This is a genomic window from Neorhizobium sp. PAMB6716, from assembly GCF_058242805.1.
The window spans coordinates 2108157-2123937 of sequence record NZ_CM177835.1 but is presented as its reverse complement, the minus strand read 5'-3'; the positions used below and the strand labels follow the sequence as shown (position 1 = coordinate 2123937).

Below are 15781 nucleotides of genomic sequence, written 5' to 3'. Positions count from 1 at the left end.
CTCTTTGAGGTGCGCCTTAAAATTAGCGACGGCTCTATACACGATGCCGTGAATATTAGCGATGCCTTGTCACATTTTTGGGCGGATGGCAGTCGCCTGTCTGCTCACACTGCCGGCGTCTTGCGCACCACCACGCCCTCGTTATCGCTCTCGCGCACCTGGCGCAGGTGTTCTTCAGCCTGCGTTGCCTCGCGCTGGCGGTTCCACATCGAGGCGTAGAGGCCGTTCTGCTCAAGAAGGTTTGCATGCGTGCCGCGTTCGGCGATCTCGCCATGGCGCAGCACGATGATCTCGTCGGCATTGATGACGGTGGAGAGGCGATGGGCGATGACAAGCGTCGTGCGGTTCTTGGAGACGAGTTCCAGCGCGTCCTGGATTTCCTGTTCCGTCGTCGTATCGAGCGCCGAGGTTGCCTCGTCAAGAATGAGGATCGGCGGGGCCTTCAGAACCGTGCGGGCAATCGCCACGCGCTGCTTTTCACCGCCCGACAGCTTGAGGCCGCGCTCGCCCACCATGGTCTGGAAACCGTCCGGCAGGCTGGTGATGAAATGCCCGATCTGGGCAATATCTGCGGCCGCCAGCATCTCTTCTTCCGTCGCGGTCAGGCGTCCGTAGCGGATGTTGTAGGCGATGGTATCGTTGAACAGAACCGTATCCTGCGGCACCATGCCGATCGTGGCGCGCAGGCTCTTTTGCGTGACGTCGCGCACGTCCTGGCCGTCGATTTCGACAGAACCCTGCTGCACGTCGTAGAAGCGATAGAGCAAGCGCGAAATCGTGGACTTGCCAGCCCCTGATGGGCCGACGATGGCGACCGTCTTGCCGGCAGGCACCTCGAACGAGACGCCCTTCAGGATCGGCCGTTCCGGATCATAGGCAAAATGTACGTCGCGAAAGGCGATGCTAGCTTCGCGAACGGCAAGCGGCACGGCACCGGGACGGTCCACCACCTCGGCATCCACTTCCAGCAGATCGAACATCTGCTCGATATCCGTCAGCCCCTGGCGGATTTCGCGGTAGACGAAACCGATGAAGTTGAGCGGCACCGAAAGCTGGATCAGCAGTGCGTTGACGAAGACGAAATCACCGATCGTCTGCGTGCCGCGCTGCACGGCAAGCGCCGACATCACCATCATCACGGTCGTGCCGGCGCCAAAGATCAGGCCCTGGCCAAAGTTCAGCCAGCCGAGCGAGGTCCAGACCTGCGTGGCGGCTTTCTCGTAGCGTGCCATGGAGGCATCGAAGCGGCTTGCCTCCATGTCCTCATTGCCGAAATATTTGACCGTTTCGAAGTTGAGCAGCGAATCGATCGCCTTGGTGTTGGCGTCAGTATCGCTGGCATTCATCGAGCGGCGGATGGCAATGCGCCAGTCGCTGGCGCGGATGGTAAACCAGATATAGGCAGCGACCGTGACGGCCGTCACCGCCACATAGGCAAACCCGTAGGACACCCAGAAGATCACCGCCGTTAGCACGAACTCGACAAGCGTCGGCACCGAGTTGAGGATCGTAAAGCGGACGATGGTCTCAATGCCCTTGGTGCCGCGCTCGATGATGCGCGACAATCCGCCTGTCTTGCGCTCCAGGTGGAAGCGCAGCGACAGCTGATGCATGTGAACGAAGGTCTTGTAGGCAAGCTGGCGCACCGCGTGCTGGCCAACGCTTGCAAACAGCGCGTCACGCAGCTGGTTGAGGGCAAGCTGCACGATGCGGGTAAAATTATAGGCGATGACCAGAACCACGGCGCCGAGCAGGAAGGCCGGCACGAGGCCTGCCAGATCCAGCTTGCCGTTCAGCGCATCGGTTGCCCATTTGAAGAAATAGGGAACGCCGATCAGCACGAATTTTGCCGCAAGCAACAGAACCGTTGCCCAGACCACGCGGGCCTTGAGGTCAGGCCGGTCGGAGGGCCACATATAGGGCCAGAGGTTCACGATGGTTGTCAGCGGATTGCTGGTATCCGCCGCAACGGTCTTTTGTCGGTCTGCCATGGCTGCCTCCGGAAGGAACCCAGCACATAGGCTGCATGCGTTGTCTTTGCAACGCAGCTTCGGTCCGGCCGGCAAAGATCATGTCCCTGCCGGCTGCGGCTTTGCGCGATCAGCCTTTCTTCAGGCGCTCGCGGTGGATCTTTTCCGCTTCGGGATCCGGCATGGCCTTTTTCGGCACGCCAAAAATCTGGCCGGGCTGAATCACGTCAGGGTTGGCGATCTGGTCCTGGTTGGCCAGATAGATCGTGGTGTAGCGCACGCCCTGGCCGCCATAAACGCGGCGTGAGATCTGCCACAAAGTGTCGCCGCGCCGGATGATGACGGAGGCGGCCTCGCTCTGCGTCAGCGGTGCCTGCGCAATGGTGCGGGCACCGGCCTCAACCTGCGCTTGCGCAGCCGCTGCCGGCAAAGGCGCCACCGTGCCGTTTGGCAGGATGGGGCCGACGGCGCGGGCAATCATCTCACCGATCGAGCCGAGCTTGGCGCCAACGGAGTTGACGTCGCGCGGCAGCGCGTCGAGCGAGGAAAGTGCCGCTGCTGCCTCACGCACGGTATTGTCGGCAATCATGCGTGTCGTTTCATCGGCACCGGCCGGCAGACGGTATTCGGTGAGCGACCGCAGCGCGATCACTGTGGAGGAGCGGGCCGCCGCCACCTGTTCGTCGGAGGGCGTTGCGCCGTTCGCATAGAGCTTCTGCAACAGATCAAAGCCGCGCGAGACTTCGTTGCGCAGGCGGTCGAAGGCGCCGCCATCGATCTGGGCAAGGCCGGTATTGCCCGACAGCGGGCTCGCAACGGCTGCCACCTGATCGCCGGCCGGACGGTTGAAGGGCACTTCGACACGCACGATCACCTGGCCATTCGGACCGATCTGATCGACCGCGATGCGATGCTCGCCAATCGACAAGGCAACGGTTCCGTCGATGACGAAATGGCCGTCGGCGCCGGCAAGCGTTTCGCCGATGACGGTCGTGTCAGCATAGCCCTTCAGCTTGGCGCCCGACTTCGCAATGCCGGCGACAAAAATGCGATCGCCCTCGATTTCGACGGCGCTGACCTGCAGCGCCGGCTTTTCCGTCACGGCGCCGGCCGGGGCCTGCGGCACGGGTGCCGTTGCCACCTGCGTGTCGGCGGGTGCCGCAGCGGCGGGTGCCGTGGTCGGTGCCGGCGTCGTTGTGGCAAGGGAAGTGGTTGCCGGCGCCTGTTGAACGGCAGCCGTTTCGCTGGCGGAAAGCGCCACGCGCTCCGTCTTGGTTTTCTGGTTGATGTTCGGCAGCGCCATCAGGCGGCTCGCCTCGCCGGGTTTGGTGACCATGGCCAGCAGTTCGCCGTTCTTGTTTTCCGGCACGGAGACGGTGGCGATCTCTTCGGAAATCACCGTGCGGCCATCCTTGGCCGTTGCCTTCAGCACCAGCTGGTGATCGCCGGGTGCAAGCGGCTTGTCGATGATGGCGACAAATTCACCGGCCTTGTCGACAGAGGTCGTGGCAACCGTCACGGCCTGGTCGTTGACATCAAGCCGAGCCTCCGGTTCGGCCCGTCCGGCGATGACTGCGGTACCATCCGGCTCCACACGCAGCACGTCGAAGGTCGGCACGATGAGCGGCTTCAGTTCGGTGGAAGCGTTGGCAGCCTTCGGCTCAGCCGGGAGATCGCTCTTGGCCGTCGTTGCAGGCGCCTTTTCCGGCGCGGTCTCCGGTGTCGGGTCCACCAGCTGGCGGGCGGCATCGCCGGTACCGTTTACGGCCTGCTTGATTTCCTGTCCGGCATTGTTGATGGCGTCGCCCACCGGCTGGTCATTCGTCGTGAGACGGGGCATGACGAAAAAAACCATGAGGAGCGTTGCAACGACGAGTACGGATACAGCCAGCCAGCCGGCACGGTTTTTCATTATCAGACCTCTCCAGACGGAAACCCGTCAAACATCACGGAATTACAGGTTTCATGCCGTGTTAACAAGCTTTTAGGCCCTTTTCCGCTTGCTCGAAGCTTGATTTCCCGTCACTTTTACAGGTCGGGGCGCTGCTTTGCCTCTGATGAGTATGCATGACGGAGAATCTTGTGCCAATTCGATCCATTTGTGTTTACTGCGGCTCGCAGCCCGGCCGTGACCCTGCCTATGTGGCAGCGGGCAGGGCGCTCGGCAAATCCATCGCCGCCCATGGCTTGCGACTCGTCTATGGCGGCGGCACCAAGGGCATCATGGGCGCGGTGGCGGCCGGCGTCCTGTCAAACGGCGGAAGCGTTACCGGCATTATTCCCGAATTTCTTGTCGATATGGAGGCAACGCGCCATTCTCTCGGGCAGTTGAGCGAGTTGATCATCACCAAGGACATGCATGAACGCAAACATGCCATGTTCGAGCGGTCGGACGCTTTCGTGACGCTTCCCGGCGGCATCGGCACGCTGGAGGAGATCGTCGAGATCATGACCTGGGGCCAGCTCGGCCGTCACCGCAAGCCGATGGTGTTTGCCAATATCGGCGGCTTCTGGGATCCGATGCTGCAGCTGGTCGATCACATGCGCGGCCAAGGCTTCATCCACAACGCCAGTCTGGTGCGCCCGCTGATCATCGGCGAGGTGGATGACATCGTGCCCGCCATTCTCGATGCGGCCGGTGACGAGCCGGTTGATCAGGGCAAGTCGTCGGTCATCGAAAAGCTCTGAGCTAATCCACGATGAACAGCGTCGCACCGGTCTCTGTCGAAGAGCGGTGCGGCTCGGCGCCATCGGCCACCTGATAGCTCATGCCGGGTTTGAGCACGAAGATACGCCCGTCAGCCAGTTCCGTCGTCAGTTCGCCGGACAGGCAGAGCAGAATGTGGCCTTTCTCGCACCAGTGGTCCGCCAGATAACCCGGCGTGTATTCCACCATGCGCACGCGAATATCTGCGAATTTCTGTGTGCGCCACGTTGCCATGCCGGTGTCGCCCGCATGTTCGGTGGGGGTTATGCTTGCCCAGTCGGTAGTGCCGAAGGGAATGTCGGAGATGCGCATCGAAGGATCCTCTATCAGCGGGCGCGGTAGGCGCGCAGCATAGACCAGGTGTACATCGCAAGCGCCACCCAGATCAGCGAGAAGGCAAACAGTTTCAACGGGCTCATCGGTTCGTGGAAAACGAAGACGGCGATGAGGAAAATGATCGTCGGCGTCAGATATTGCATGATGCCGATGGTCGAGAGCCGCAAAAGCTTGGCCGCATTGGCATAGATCATCAGCGGCACGGCGGTGGCAAGGCCGGCAGCGGCCAGAAGCCAGGCATCGGTCGTGGTGCCGTGGGTGAGGTGGCCGGCACCGCTCATTTCCATCCAGATGATATAGGGAAGGGCTGGTACCGACAGGATCGCCACTTCAAGAAAAAAGCCCTGGTTGGGGCCGACCGGCAGCGTCTTGCGCAGGAAGGAATAGGCACCCCAGCTGAAGGTCAGCGTCAGCGAAATCCAGGGCAGGCGTCCGGCGTCCCAGGTCAAGAGGGCAACGGCTGCGAATGCCAGCACGATGGCAGCCATCTGCACCGGCGCCAACCGTTCCTTGAGCAGGATGGCGCCCAAGAGGATGCTGAACAGCGGATTGATGAAATAACCGAGCGCGCCTTCGATCGCATGGCCGGAACCGACCGCGTAGACGTAAGTCACCCAGTTGACGGTAATCAGCGTTGCCGTGACGGCCGCCATCACCATGGTGCGCGGGGAGCGCAGCGCCGTTGCTATATCCCCGAAGCGGCGCGTGACGAGCAGGATGACTGCTGCAAAGGGCACCGACCACACGACCCGGTGCGCCAGCACCTCGAATGGCGAGAGATGACCGAGCGCCTTCAAGTAAAGCGGCAGGATGCCCCAGAACGCATAGGCGGCAAAGGCATAGGCAAATCCGCGCGGCGTATCGCCCGCCGGGGCTTTCGGTGCAGCGGTCTCGGTCGCCATGATGTCATTCCTTCACGTCAGTGCGGCCCGTCTACGACTGATGCACGCCGCTGACCAATTCATTTCGCTGAAGCATCTATTCGCGGGTCTGACAGGGCTATCCCTGCAAGCCGCTTGAAAATTCACTCCGCCGCAAGCCTTCCTGCCATGTGGCGGTTCTTCATCAGCTTGTAGACGATGGAATCGATCAGCGCCTGGAAGGAGGCATCAATGATGTTTTCGGATACGCCGACCGTCCACCAGCGGGTGCCTTCACCATCGGTGGATTCGATGAGAACGCGGGTGATGGCCTCGGTGCCGCCGTTGAGGATACGCACCTTGTAATCCACCAGTTCCAGATCGACGATTTCGGCGTTGAACTTGCCAAGATCCTTGCGCAGCGCCAGATCGAGCGCATTGACCGGGCCATCGCCTTCCGCCACCGACATCACCCGTTCGCCGTCGATCACGAGGCGCACCACGGCTTCGGAAACCGTCTTCATCTGGCCATTGGCATCAAAACGCCGCTCCACCATGACGCGGAACCCTTCGATGGCGAAGAAATCCGGGATGGTGCCGAGCGTGCGGCGGGCCAGAAGTTCAAAGCTCGCGTCGGCGCCTTCATAGGCATAACCTTCGGCCTCGCGCTCCTTGACGATGGTGATCAGCGTATCGAGGCGCGGATCGTCCTTCGCCACCTCGATGCCGCGCCGCTTCAACGCGTTGAGGAAGTTGGACTTTCCGCCCTGATCCGACACCATGACCTTGCGGAAATTGCCCACGGTTTCCGGTGGCACATGTTCATAGGTGCGCGGGTCCTTCAGCAGCGCCGAGGCATGGATGCCGGCCTTGGTGGCAAAGGCGGAGGCGCCGACATAGGGGCTCTGGTGGTTCGGCGAGCGGTTCAGCAACTCGTCAAAGGCATGGGAGAGCGGCGTGAGGCCGGTCAGCCGGTCGCGGTCGATCGATGTTTCGAAACGGTCGGTATAGGTGTCCTTCAGCGCCAGTGTGGCGATGAGGGTGATGAGATTGGCATTGCCGCAGCGTTCGCCAATGCCGTTCAGCGTTCCCTGGATCTGGCGCACACCGGCCTCCACGGCCGACAGTGAATTGGCAATCGCCTGTCCGGTATCGTCATGGGCGTGGATGCCAAGCGAGGTGCCGGGGATACCGGCGGCGATGACGGATGATACAATGTCGCGCACCTCCTGCGGCTGGCTGCCGCCATTGGTATCGCAAAGCACCACCCAGCGCGCGCCGGCCTCGTACGCGGTCTTGGCGCAGGCGAGCGCATAATCCGGATTGGCCTTGTAGCCATCGAAAAAATGTTCGCAATCGATCAGCGCCTCGCGTCCGGACGCGATGACGGCGGCCACACTCTCGCGGATCGAGGCGAGGTTCTCTTCGTTCGTGCAGCCGAGTGCCACGCGCACGTGATAATCCCAGCTTTTCGCCACAAGACAGATGGCATCGGTTTTCGATTGCAGAAGCGCTGCCAAACCCGGATCGTTGGCGGCGGAGACACCGGCGCGTTTGGTCATGCCAAAGGCGGTAAATTTGGCCGCGCGCGTGCGTCTTTCTGCAAAAAATGCCGTATCCGTCGGGTTTGCGCCGGGATAGCCGCCTTCCACGTAATCGATGCCGAAATCATCCAGCAGCTTGGAGATGGCGATCTTGTCCTCGACGGAAAAATCCACGCCTGGCGTCTGCTGGCCGTCGCGAAGCGTCGTGTCGAAGAGATGGATCTTTTCCCGTGTCATGTCGGTGCCTCCCCAGGCAGCAGTGTCTTGCCGTGTTTTTCCCTCTCTGTCCTGCCGGACATCTCCACCCCTGTGCAGGGCTATCGCATATGAAGTAGTCCCCTCCCAAACCCTCCCTACAAGGGGGAGGGCTTAACCCGGCCGCACCTTCTGATGTGGGAACGGGACGCTTGCCGTATCGTATCTCCCCCCTTGTGGGCGAGATGCCCGGCAGGGCAGAGAGGGTCTTCTTTCAATTGCGATAGCCGTACCCTTGTGGGGGAGATGGCCGGCAGGCCAGAGGGGGTCCTTCAGTCTCAGTTCTTGCCCGCAAACCGGTCCGTCGCGCGGATCAGCTGGTCGAGAATGCCGGGCTCCAGATAGGCATGACCGGCGCCTTCGATCAGGTGGAAATCCGCCTTCGGCCAGGCCTTGTGCAACATCCAGGCATATTTGGCCGGGCAGGGCATGTCGTAGCGGCCGTGGATGATGACGCCGGGAATGTCCTTCAGCTTATAGGCATCGCGCAGCAATTGCCCTTCCTCCAGCCAGCCGGCATGGACGAAATAATGGTTTTCAATACGCGCAAAAGCCAGCGCATACTCCGCCTCGCCAAACGGGCCGGAATAATCCGGGTTGGGCAGAAGCGTGATGGTTTCACCCTCCCAGAGGCTCCAGGCGAGCGCTGCCCGCACCTGTTCCGCGCGGTCGTCGCCGGTCAGCCGGCGGCGATAGGCGGCCATCATCTCGTGGCGCTCGTTTTCAGGGATCGGCGCCTGAAAACGCTCGAACTTGTCGGGAAACATCTCTGAGACGCCAAACTGATAATACCAGTCCAGTTCGGCTTTCGTCAGCGTGTAGATGCCGCGCAGCACCAGTTCCGACACCCGTTCGGGATGCGTTTCGGCGTAAGCCAGCGCCAGCGTCGAGCCCCAGGAGCCGCCGAACACCAGCCATGTCTCCACGCCCATCATCTCGCGCAGCCGCTCGATATCGGCCACCAGATGCCAGGTGGTGTTCGCCTCCAGCGAGGCGTTCGGCGTGGATTTGCCGCAGCCGCGCTGGTCAAACAGGATCACATCGTAAAGGGCCGGATCAAACAGCCGCCGCTGCGTCGGCCCGCTGCCGCCGCCGGGGCCGCCATGCAGGAACACGGCAGGCTTTGCCCCCTTGGTGCCGACGCGTTCGAAATAGACGCGGTGGCCGTCGCCGACATCCAGAAAGCCGGTCTCATAGGGTTCGATCTCGGGATAGAATGTGCGCAACTCGTTGGTCATCTCATGCGTCCTGCTGAAGAAATCGGTTCATTCGTCTTCCGGTGGCCACTGGTCCGTATCATGGTCGGGGTGCTGGTAGCTTTCGATCGAGGCGAAGAAGGCTTCCATTTCGGGGCTGGTATGGGCCGGCTTGTCGAACAGCCGGTCGATCCAGGGCAACCGCTTGTCGTGGTTGACCTGCACCTGCGGCTCGAGCATTTCCGGCTGGTCAAACGCGCCGATGGCAAGCTCCACGCCGCCGGGATGCAGGTAAGCGAGTGGCGTGCCGCATTTGCTGCAAAAGCCGCGCTTTACCTTGACCGAGGATCGATAGAGGCTTGGTTGGCCGCGCGTCCAGGTCAGATGCGCCTGATCGGCGGTGACGAAGGCGCCGAAAAAGCTGCCGAACTGCTTTTGGCACATACGGCAATGGCAGATCGACGGACGTCCGAGCTTTTCCGCCCGAAACCGCACCGCGCCGCACTGGCAGCCGCCGGTAAACACACCTGTCATGGTCATGGTTGCGTTCCCTTCTCTGGCCACTCGGCCGTGTCATGGTCGGGATGCTGGTGGGAGACGATGTCAGACAGGAACGGCGCCTGTTCCAGGTCCTCCTCCGTCGGGTGCCCCGGCAGCTCATGCAAATGGTCCACGAAGGCGATTTTCCCCTCGGTGCCGAATTGCATGGTCGGGGGAAAGGCTGCCGGATCGTCAAAAACACCGGCCGCGATGGCCATGCCATCCGGCGCCTCATAGGTGAGCGGCGTGCCGCAATCGCCGCAGAAGCCGCGGGAGACGACATTGCTCGACCGGAAGATTTTTCGCGCGCCGCGCGTCCACTGGAAGTCTGTGCCGCGAACCGACACCAGCGGCGCGTAATAGGCACCAAACGCCTTCTGGCACATGCGGCAATGACAGATCGACGCAGCCTTCAAGGCGCCGCTCACACGAAAGCGGATCGCGCCGCACTGGCATCCGCCGGTATAGGTGCTGGTCATGTCCTGTTTTCCTCCGCAGGCAGCGCAATCCGCATTGAGGTTAAAATCGATGTGCAAAGCGCAACGGCATCGTGATCTCCCCCCGTGTGGGGGAGATGCCCGGCAGGGCAGAGGGGGGTAGATCACACGGCATGATGTCCGCCCTTCCTCATCCCACACGCTCCTTGATCGCCGCCAGGATATGCAGGCAGACATTGTCGATGTTGCGCAGAACATCCTCGTTCGAAAAGCGGATCACCGTCCAATGATCGGCCTCCAGACGTGCCGTTCTCGCGGCGTCATAGCGGATCGCTGAATCCTCGTTGTGCTGAAAGCCGTCAATCTCGATGATCAGCCGATGCAGAGGGCAAGTAAAATCAACGATATAGCCGGCGATGGGCATCTGCCGCCGGAAACTCAATCCCATCAAACGGTGCCCGCGCACCGCATTCCAAAGCTTCAGCTCCGCATCCGTCATGGCACTTCGCATGCGTTTCGCATTGGCTCGACGCTGCGGTGGCACCGGAGTGTGCGGCATGAGGTTTTTCCTCCGAAACGATCCCGTTGCGCGAGAGTGTGCTATCGGCAGGTTCACCTCAAGGAGGATTACGCCCATCGCAGATGCCGGCGTCCGGTCCTCGCAATGGCTGGCGCCGCTCGTGCCGTTACCCCCCTCTGTCCTGCCGGACATCTCCCCCACACGGGGGGAGATCAGAATGCCGCGCCGTCCTGCTTCCTCTTGTTTGGCAAAACGCCATCCACTCTGCCGATCTCCCCCCGTGTGGGGGAGATGCCCGGCAGGGCAGAGAGGGGCATGGCGGGGCAAGAGAGCCATGGCTACCGCTTCACTTCCCAGGTCGTCACCCGCTCACCGGTTGCCGGATCCTTGCCATCCTTCAACTGGATGCCCTTGGCCAGCAGCTCGTCACGGATCTTGTCAGCTTCGGTGAAGCTTTTGGCTTTAAGGAGCTCGAGGCGTGCTTGCACTGCCGCGTCCAGATGTTCTGAATCTATTCCCAGCTCGTTCAACTCAACAGCCAAGACTGCGCGCTCAATGGCTCCGGTGATTTCCGATTTTTGGTGCGCGCGGACATTCGCAACGATGCTTGCCAGCTGTTTATTTTCAAGGCCCAAGAAGTAAAGCGATGCAGCCAGATCCTCGCCCGATGCGCTACTTTTTTGTATCGCTTGTATGGCCTGAGGCGTGTTCAAGTCATCGTTAAGTGCTGCGATAACTTCGGGGATTACTTTACCTGTATCCGGCCCGTGCCGCCGCATAACATTGTGAAAGCCTAAGTTGATCTGATACGCCTCCTCCAGCCGCTTCACCGAAAAATCAATCGGCTCGCGGTAATGCGTCATCAGCATGGCCAGCCGCAGCACTTCGCCCGGCCATTTGCGTCCGCCAAACGTCTCCGTCTCCAGCAGCTCATTGATCGTCACGAAATTGCCGTCCGACTTCGACATCTTGCGGCCTTCCACCTGCACGAAACCGTTGTGCATCCAGACAGTCGCCATCACGTCGGTGTCATAGGCGCAGCAGGATTGGGCGATTTCGTTTTCGTGGTGGGGGAAGATGAGGTCCAGCCCGCCGCCGTGGATGTCGAACTGGTGCGGGCGCGCCTTGCCCTTGGGTGAAAGCCTGTCCTTGATTTCTTCCCAGAGGTAACGGTCGGCCATGGCCGAGCATTCGATATGCCAGCCGGGGCGGCCGTAGATGGCAAAGGTCTCGCCCTCGAAGGTAAAATCGGCGGGCCAGCCGGGTTCGGTGTCGGCCGATTGTTTCCAAAGCACGAAATCGCCCGGGTTCATCTTGTGGGCTTCCACGGCCACGCGCGCACCGGCCTGCTGGTCTTCCAGCCGGCGTTTGGAAAGCTGTCCGTAATCGGCCATGGAGGCGGTGGCAAACAGCACCTCATGGCCTTCCGAACCCTTGGCCACATAGGCGTGGCCTTGGGTGAGCAGGCGCTGGATGATGGCGATCATCTGGGGAATGTTTTCGGTGGCGCGCGGCTCATGCGTCGGGGCAAGGCAGCCGAGGCGCGCCACATCCGCCTTGAACTGGCTTTCCGTCGTGCCGGTCACGGCGCGGATTGCCTCGTTGAGGCTCATCGAGCCATCGGCGATTTTTGGACCGAAATCGCGCAGCGCCCGCGCGTTGATCTTGTCATCGACGTCGGTGATGTTGCGCACATAGGTGACATGGTCTTCGCCATAGACGTGGCGCAGCAGCCGGAAGAGCACGTCGAACACGATCACGGGCCGGGCATTGCCGATATGGGCAAAATCATAAACCGTGGGGCCGCAGACATAAAGGCGCACGTTTTCGGGGTCGATGGGCTGGAATTCCGCCTTCTCGCGGGTCAGCGTATTAGTGAGCTTGAGCGTGTCGCTCATCGAAATTCTCCCGAAACAGGTATGGACCCGCCGGCCCGGTTCCTGTGTCTTCTTTGAATTTCGAGAGACGAGAACGGCCAGGCCAGCGGTGCGCTAGCGAATAATTTTCCCGCAGATGATGCAGAGGCCGTTTTTCATGGACACGGTTATGGCGCGCGCCAAAGCCGCGGTCAAGGGGAGGGCAAGGCGTAATTGTTCGTCGGCTGGCGCCAAAGCGAAATATTCGTTCGGGAGCTTTGCGCCGTGCGAATGGTCAAGGCTGCAGCGGTATCTTGTCTTTCGCCGGCAGAAGGCCGAGAACCAGCGCGCAGCCGGCAATGATGACGGCACCACCTGCCACCTGCATCACCGTCAGCGGCTCATCGAGAATGAGCGCGCCGACCAGCACCGCCACGACGGTCACGGCAAATTCCACGCTGATGGCCCGCGTTGCGCCAATGCTGGCCACAAGCCCGAAATAGAGCACGTAGGTGAGCGAACTCATCAGGCCCGCCAGCGCCACGAGATAAAGATAATCGATCGGCTGCGGCGAAACCGGCACCGGCACCACAAATATCAGCGGCAGCGCAATGACGCCGCCCGCCAGAAACGCACCGATGGTGACTTCCCAAGGGCCGGTGTCTTTGAGGAAGCGGCTCGCATAATTGCTGCCGAAGGCGGCGCAGAAGGTGGAAAACACCATGGCAAGGCAGCCGAGCACGAAGGCGAAGGTGACAGGCACGGCTGGAAAACCAACCAGCATGACAATGCCGAGCGTGCCGAGCAACAGGCCCACAACCCGCGCCGGTGTAATCCGCTCCAGCCCCCAGACCTGCGCAATCACCATGGAAAACAGCGGAATGGAGGCAACGAAAATCGCCGCCATTGCCGTGCCGATGCGCGGTGCCGCATAGGACAGCCCGATCAACTGCCCGGCAACGGTCGTGGCACCCACCACGGCAAGCGGTATCCAGCTTGCTGGAAACGACAGTTTTCGGCCAGTGCTGCGTGCGAGGATGACAAGGATGGCAGCGGCAATGAAGCAGCGGAAGGTGACAGCGCCGACCCAGCCGAAGGCTGCCACGACCTTGAGAAGCAGCACGAAGGAAAGGCCCCAGGCGAGAGCCAGAAACACATAGGCGGCAATGTCACGGGGGCGCATGCGGGAAAAGTTCCGCTAGAGAAAAGAAGTGAGGATTGCCGGATTATTCCGGCAGGCGGTAATCGAGGAATTTATTGTCGCGCACGACAAAAAGCCGGCCGGTTTCCGTCATGTCGGGTGCGCAGAGCGGCAGAAGTTTTGCGGCAATCTCGGAAGGATGCGGCAGCGTTGCCGGGTCTTCGCCGGGCATGGCCTGCGCCCGCATGGCAGTGCGGGTGGCGCCGGGGTTGACGTTGATGACGCGCAGTTTCGTCTTTTGCGTTTCGGCAGCCCAGATGCGGCCGAGCATTTCGACGGCGGCCTTGGAGGCGGCATAGGCACCCCAGAAGGGGCGCGCATCGTTTGCAACGCTCGACGACAGGATAAGCGCGCGGCCGGCATCCGATTGCAGAAGCAACGGCTCGACGGAGCGGATCAGCCGCCAGGTGGCCGTCACATTGGTCAGCATCACCTTGTCGAAGACTTTTGCCTCGATATGGCCGACCGGCGAGATAACGCCAAGAATGCCGGCATTGGCAACGAGAATATCAAGTCTGCCCCAGCGCTCATGGATCGAGGCACCGAGCTTGTCGATGGCGGCCATGTCGGTCAAATCGAAGGGAACGAGGGTTGCCGTGCCGCCTGCCGCCTGAATGGCGTCATCCAGCTCTTCCAGCCCGCCCACCGTGCGGGCGCAGGCAATGACATGCGCGCCGGCCTTGGCCAGAGCCAGTGCCGTGAAATAACCGATGCCGCGCGAGGCGCCGGTGACCAGCGCGATGCGTCCCTTGAGATCAATCGTCATTACCCGTCCCGTCACTTCCTGTCCGGCGAAAGCCTTGGCCTTCGCCGGTCCTCCTCAACCGTTGCTGGCGAGAACCGAGACTTTCCGTCCCATCGGTTCCCCATGCTTGTCAAGCAGGCGCGTCGGATAGTCGCCGGTGAAATAGTGGTCGGTAAATTGCGGCCGGGCATTGTTGCGGGCTTCGCCGCCAACGGCCTGGTAAAGCCCGTCGATGGTGAGAAAGGCCAGCGAATCGGCGCCGATAAAGCGGCACATGGCTTCCATATCATCATACTGGTTGGCCAGAAGCTTGTCGGCATCCGGCGTGGCGATGCCGTAGAAGTCAGGATAGTAGATCATCGGCGAGGCCACACGCAGATGCACTTCCTTGGCGCCGGCATCGCGGATCAGTTGCACGATCTTCAGCGAGGTCGTGCCGCGCACGATCGAATCATCCACCAGAATGACGCGCTTGCCCTCGATCATGGCGCGGTTGGCCGAATGCTTCAGCTTCACGCCAAAGGCGCGGATCTGCTGAGTCGGCTCGATGAAGGTGCGCCCGACATAATGGTTGCGGATGATACCGTATTCGAAGGGAATACCGCTCTCCTGCGCATATCCCAGCGCTGCCGGCGTTCCGCCATCGGGCACCGGCACCACAACATCGCCTTCAACAGGCGATTCCTTGGCAAGGTTGATGCCCATGTTCTTGCGCGCGACATAAACGCTGCGGCCGCCGACGACGGAATCGGGGCGGGCGAAATAGACATATTCGAACAGGCAGAGCCGTTCCGGCTGCATGTTGGTGGATTTGCGCGATTCGATCTCGATGGAACCATCTGGCTGGATCTCGCAGATGATCACTTCGCCGTTTTCCACGTCGCGGATAAACTTCGCGCCGATCATGTCGAGCGCGCAGGTTTCCGAACAGAAGATCGGCTTGCCGTCGAGTTCACCCATCACGAGCGGACGGATACCGGTGGGGTCGCGCGCGGCAATAAGCTTGGTGCGGGTAATGCCGAGCATCGAATAACCGCCTTCCATCTGGCGGATGGCATCGATGAAGCGGTCTGTGGTGGAGGCATAACGCGAGCGGGCAATCAGGTGCAGCACCACTTCGGTATCGGAGGTGGACTGGCAGATGGCGCCACCGGCGATCAACTGGCGGCGCAGCGTCAGGCCGTTGGTGAAGTTGCCGTTATGGGCAACGGCAATGCCGCCGACTTCCAGTTCGGCAAACAGCGGCTGCACGTTGCGCAGCGCCACTTCGCCGGTCGTCGAATAACGCGTGTGGCCGATTGACATATTGCCCGGAAGCTTTGCCAGCGTCACCGGGTTGGTATAGTGGTCGCCGACAAGGCCCATATGCTTTTCGGTATGAAACTGCGTGCCATCGAAGGACACGATGCCGGCCGCTTCCTGGCCACGGTGCTGCAGGGCATGCAGGCCAAGCGCCGTCAGCGTTGCCGCGTCGGGATGGCCGAGAATGCCGAACACGCCGCATTCCTCATGCAGCGTATCACCATCCAGATCGAGAAAAACATCATGTGCAACCGGCTGATTCATGTCTGCAGGTCCTTGGGGGCTGGTTCGGAACGGGGTGTGTTGCGAATA

At 61.2% G+C, this 15781-nt stretch carries 14 protein-coding genes; 1 reads left to right on the top strand and 13 read right to left on the bottom strand.

The window, feature by feature from the left end:
• Nucleotides 1-104: 104 nt before the first annotated feature.
• Nucleotides 105-1991, bottom strand: coding sequence for an ABCB family ABC transporter ATP-binding protein/permease (locus AC4CWH_RS10395; RefSeq protein WP_491281957.1), 1887 nt, complete (start codon nucleotides 1989-1991; stop codon nucleotides 105-107).
• 109 nt (nucleotides 1992-2100) lie between these two features.
• Complete coding sequence (locus AC4CWH_RS10390) at nucleotides 2101-3885, bottom strand: LysM peptidoglycan-binding domain-containing protein (RefSeq protein ID WP_491321403.1); 1785 nt, start codon at nucleotides 3883-3885, stop codon at nucleotides 2101-2103.
• A 152-nt stretch (nucleotides 3886-4037) separates the two neighbouring features.
• Between AC4CWH_RS10390 and AC4CWH_RS10385 the strand changes: the two genes are divergently transcribed.
• Nucleotides 4038-4658 carry an LOG family protein gene (locus AC4CWH_RS10385; RefSeq protein ID WP_491318679.1) on the top strand — a complete coding sequence of 207 codons (621 nt, stop codon included), beginning with the start codon at nucleotides 4038-4040 and terminating at the stop codon, nucleotides 4656-4658.
• Between the two features lies 1 nt (nucleotide 4659).
• Here the strand turns inward: AC4CWH_RS10385 and AC4CWH_RS10380 are convergent, their stop codons facing one another.
• The 11 genes from AC4CWH_RS10380 to purF form a co-directional block, all read right to left on the bottom strand.
• Nucleotides 4660-4989 (bottom strand): DHCW motif cupin fold protein, encoded by a 330-nt coding sequence (locus AC4CWH_RS10380; protein WP_491318678.1) that lies wholly within the window; start codon nucleotides 4987-4989, stop codon nucleotides 4660-4662.
• Between the two features lie 14 nt (nucleotides 4990-5003).
• A complete protein-coding gene (gene rarD, locus AC4CWH_RS10375; protein WP_491318677.1) occupies nucleotides 5004-5915 on the bottom strand; it encodes an EamA family transporter RarD in 912 nt (303 codons plus the stop codon).
• A 122-nt stretch (nucleotides 5916-6037) separates the two neighbouring features.
• On the bottom strand, nucleotides 6038-7654 hold the full coding sequence (gene cimA / locus AC4CWH_RS10370; RefSeq protein ID WP_491318676.1) for a citramalate synthase: 1617 nt from the start codon (nucleotides 7652-7654) through the stop codon (nucleotides 6038-6040).
• 296 nt (nucleotides 7655-7950) lie between these two features.
• Nucleotides 7951-8910, bottom strand: coding sequence for a prolyl aminopeptidase (gene pip / locus AC4CWH_RS10365; RefSeq protein WP_491318675.1), 960 nt, complete (start codon nucleotides 8908-8910; stop codon nucleotides 7951-7953).
• A 27-nt stretch (nucleotides 8911-8937) separates the two neighbouring features.
• Nucleotides 8938-9408, bottom strand: coding sequence for a GFA family protein (locus AC4CWH_RS10360; protein ID WP_491318674.1), 471 nt, complete (start codon nucleotides 9406-9408; stop codon nucleotides 8938-8940).
• Nucleotides 9405-9887, bottom strand: a complete 483-nt coding sequence (locus tag AC4CWH_RS10355) for a GFA family protein (RefSeq protein WP_491318673.1) — start codon at nucleotides 9885-9887, stop codon at nucleotides 9405-9407. The genes AC4CWH_RS10360 and AC4CWH_RS10355 overlap by 4 nt, the downstream gene beginning before the upstream one ends.
• Before the next feature lie 148 nt (nucleotides 9888-10035).
• Entirely contained in the window at nucleotides 10036-10404 is a 369-nt protein-coding gene (locus AC4CWH_RS10350; RefSeq protein WP_491318672.1) for an endonuclease domain-containing protein, read from the bottom strand.
• Nucleotides 10405-10703: 299 nt separating this feature from the next.
• The gene (gene cysS, locus AC4CWH_RS10345; RefSeq protein WP_491321402.1) at nucleotides 10704-12269 is read right to left on the bottom strand and encodes a cysteine--tRNA ligase; all 1566 of its coding nucleotides are present in this window, start codon (nucleotides 12267-12269) and stop codon (nucleotides 10704-10706) included.
• A 247-nt stretch (nucleotides 12270-12516) separates the two neighbouring features.
• Entirely contained in the window at nucleotides 12517-13404 is an 888-nt protein-coding gene (locus tag AC4CWH_RS10340; RefSeq protein ID WP_491318671.1) for a DMT family transporter, read from the bottom strand.
• 43 nt (nucleotides 13405-13447) lie between these two features.
• Entirely contained in the window at nucleotides 13448-14188 is a 741-nt protein-coding gene (locus AC4CWH_RS10335; protein WP_491318670.1) for an SDR family NAD(P)-dependent oxidoreductase, read from the bottom strand.
• A 54-nt stretch (nucleotides 14189-14242) separates the two neighbouring features.
• Entirely contained in the window at nucleotides 14243-15733 is a 1491-nt protein-coding gene (gene purF, locus AC4CWH_RS10330; RefSeq protein WP_491281947.1) for an amidophosphoribosyltransferase, read from the bottom strand.
• Between the last annotated feature and the right edge of the window lie 48 nt (nucleotides 15734-15781).

Bases quoted from the DNA above. Each gene is read 5' to 3' on its own strand.
- AC4CWH_RS10395 (WP_491281957.1), bottom strand. From the start codon at position 1,991: ATGGCAGACCGACAAAAGACCGTTGCGGCGGATACCAGCAATCCGCTG.
- AC4CWH_RS10385 (WP_491318679.1), top strand. From the start codon at position 4,038: ATGACGGAGAATCTTGTGCCAATTCGATCCATTTGTGTTTACTGCGGC.
- AC4CWH_RS10380 (WP_491318678.1), bottom strand. From the start codon at position 4,989: ATGCGCATCTCCGACATTCCCTTCGGCACTACCGACTGGGCAAGCATA.
- rarD (WP_491318677.1), bottom strand. From the start codon at position 5,915: ATGGCGACCGAGACCGCTGCACCGAAAGCCCCGGCGGGCGATACGCCG.
- cimA (WP_491318676.1), bottom strand. From the start codon at position 7,654: ATGACACGGGAAAAGATCCATCTCTTCGACACGACGCTTCGCGACGGC.
- pip (WP_491318675.1), bottom strand. From the start codon at position 8,910: ATGACCAACGAGTTGCGCACATTCTATCCCGAGATCGAACCCTATGAG.
- AC4CWH_RS10360 (WP_491318674.1), bottom strand. From the start codon at position 9,408: ATGACCATGACAGGTGTGTTTACCGGCGGCTGCCAGTGCGGCGCGGTG.
- AC4CWH_RS10355 (WP_491318673.1), bottom strand. From the start codon at position 9,887: ATGACCAGCACCTATACCGGCGGATGCCAGTGCGGCGCGATCCGCTTT.
- AC4CWH_RS10350 (WP_491318672.1), bottom strand. From the start codon at position 10,404: ATGCCGCACACTCCGGTGCCACCGCAGCGTCGAGCCAATGCGAAACGC.
- AC4CWH_RS10340 (WP_491318671.1), bottom strand. From the start codon at position 13,404: ATGCGCCCCCGTGACATTGCCGCCTATGTGTTTCTGGCTCTCGCCTGG.
- AC4CWH_RS10335 (WP_491318670.1), bottom strand. From the start codon at position 14,188: ATGACGATTGATCTCAAGGGACGCATCGCGCTGGTCACCGGCGCCTCG.
- purF (WP_491281947.1), bottom strand. From the start codon at position 15,733: ATGAATCAGCCGGTTGCACATGATGTTTTTCTCGATCTGGATGGTGAT.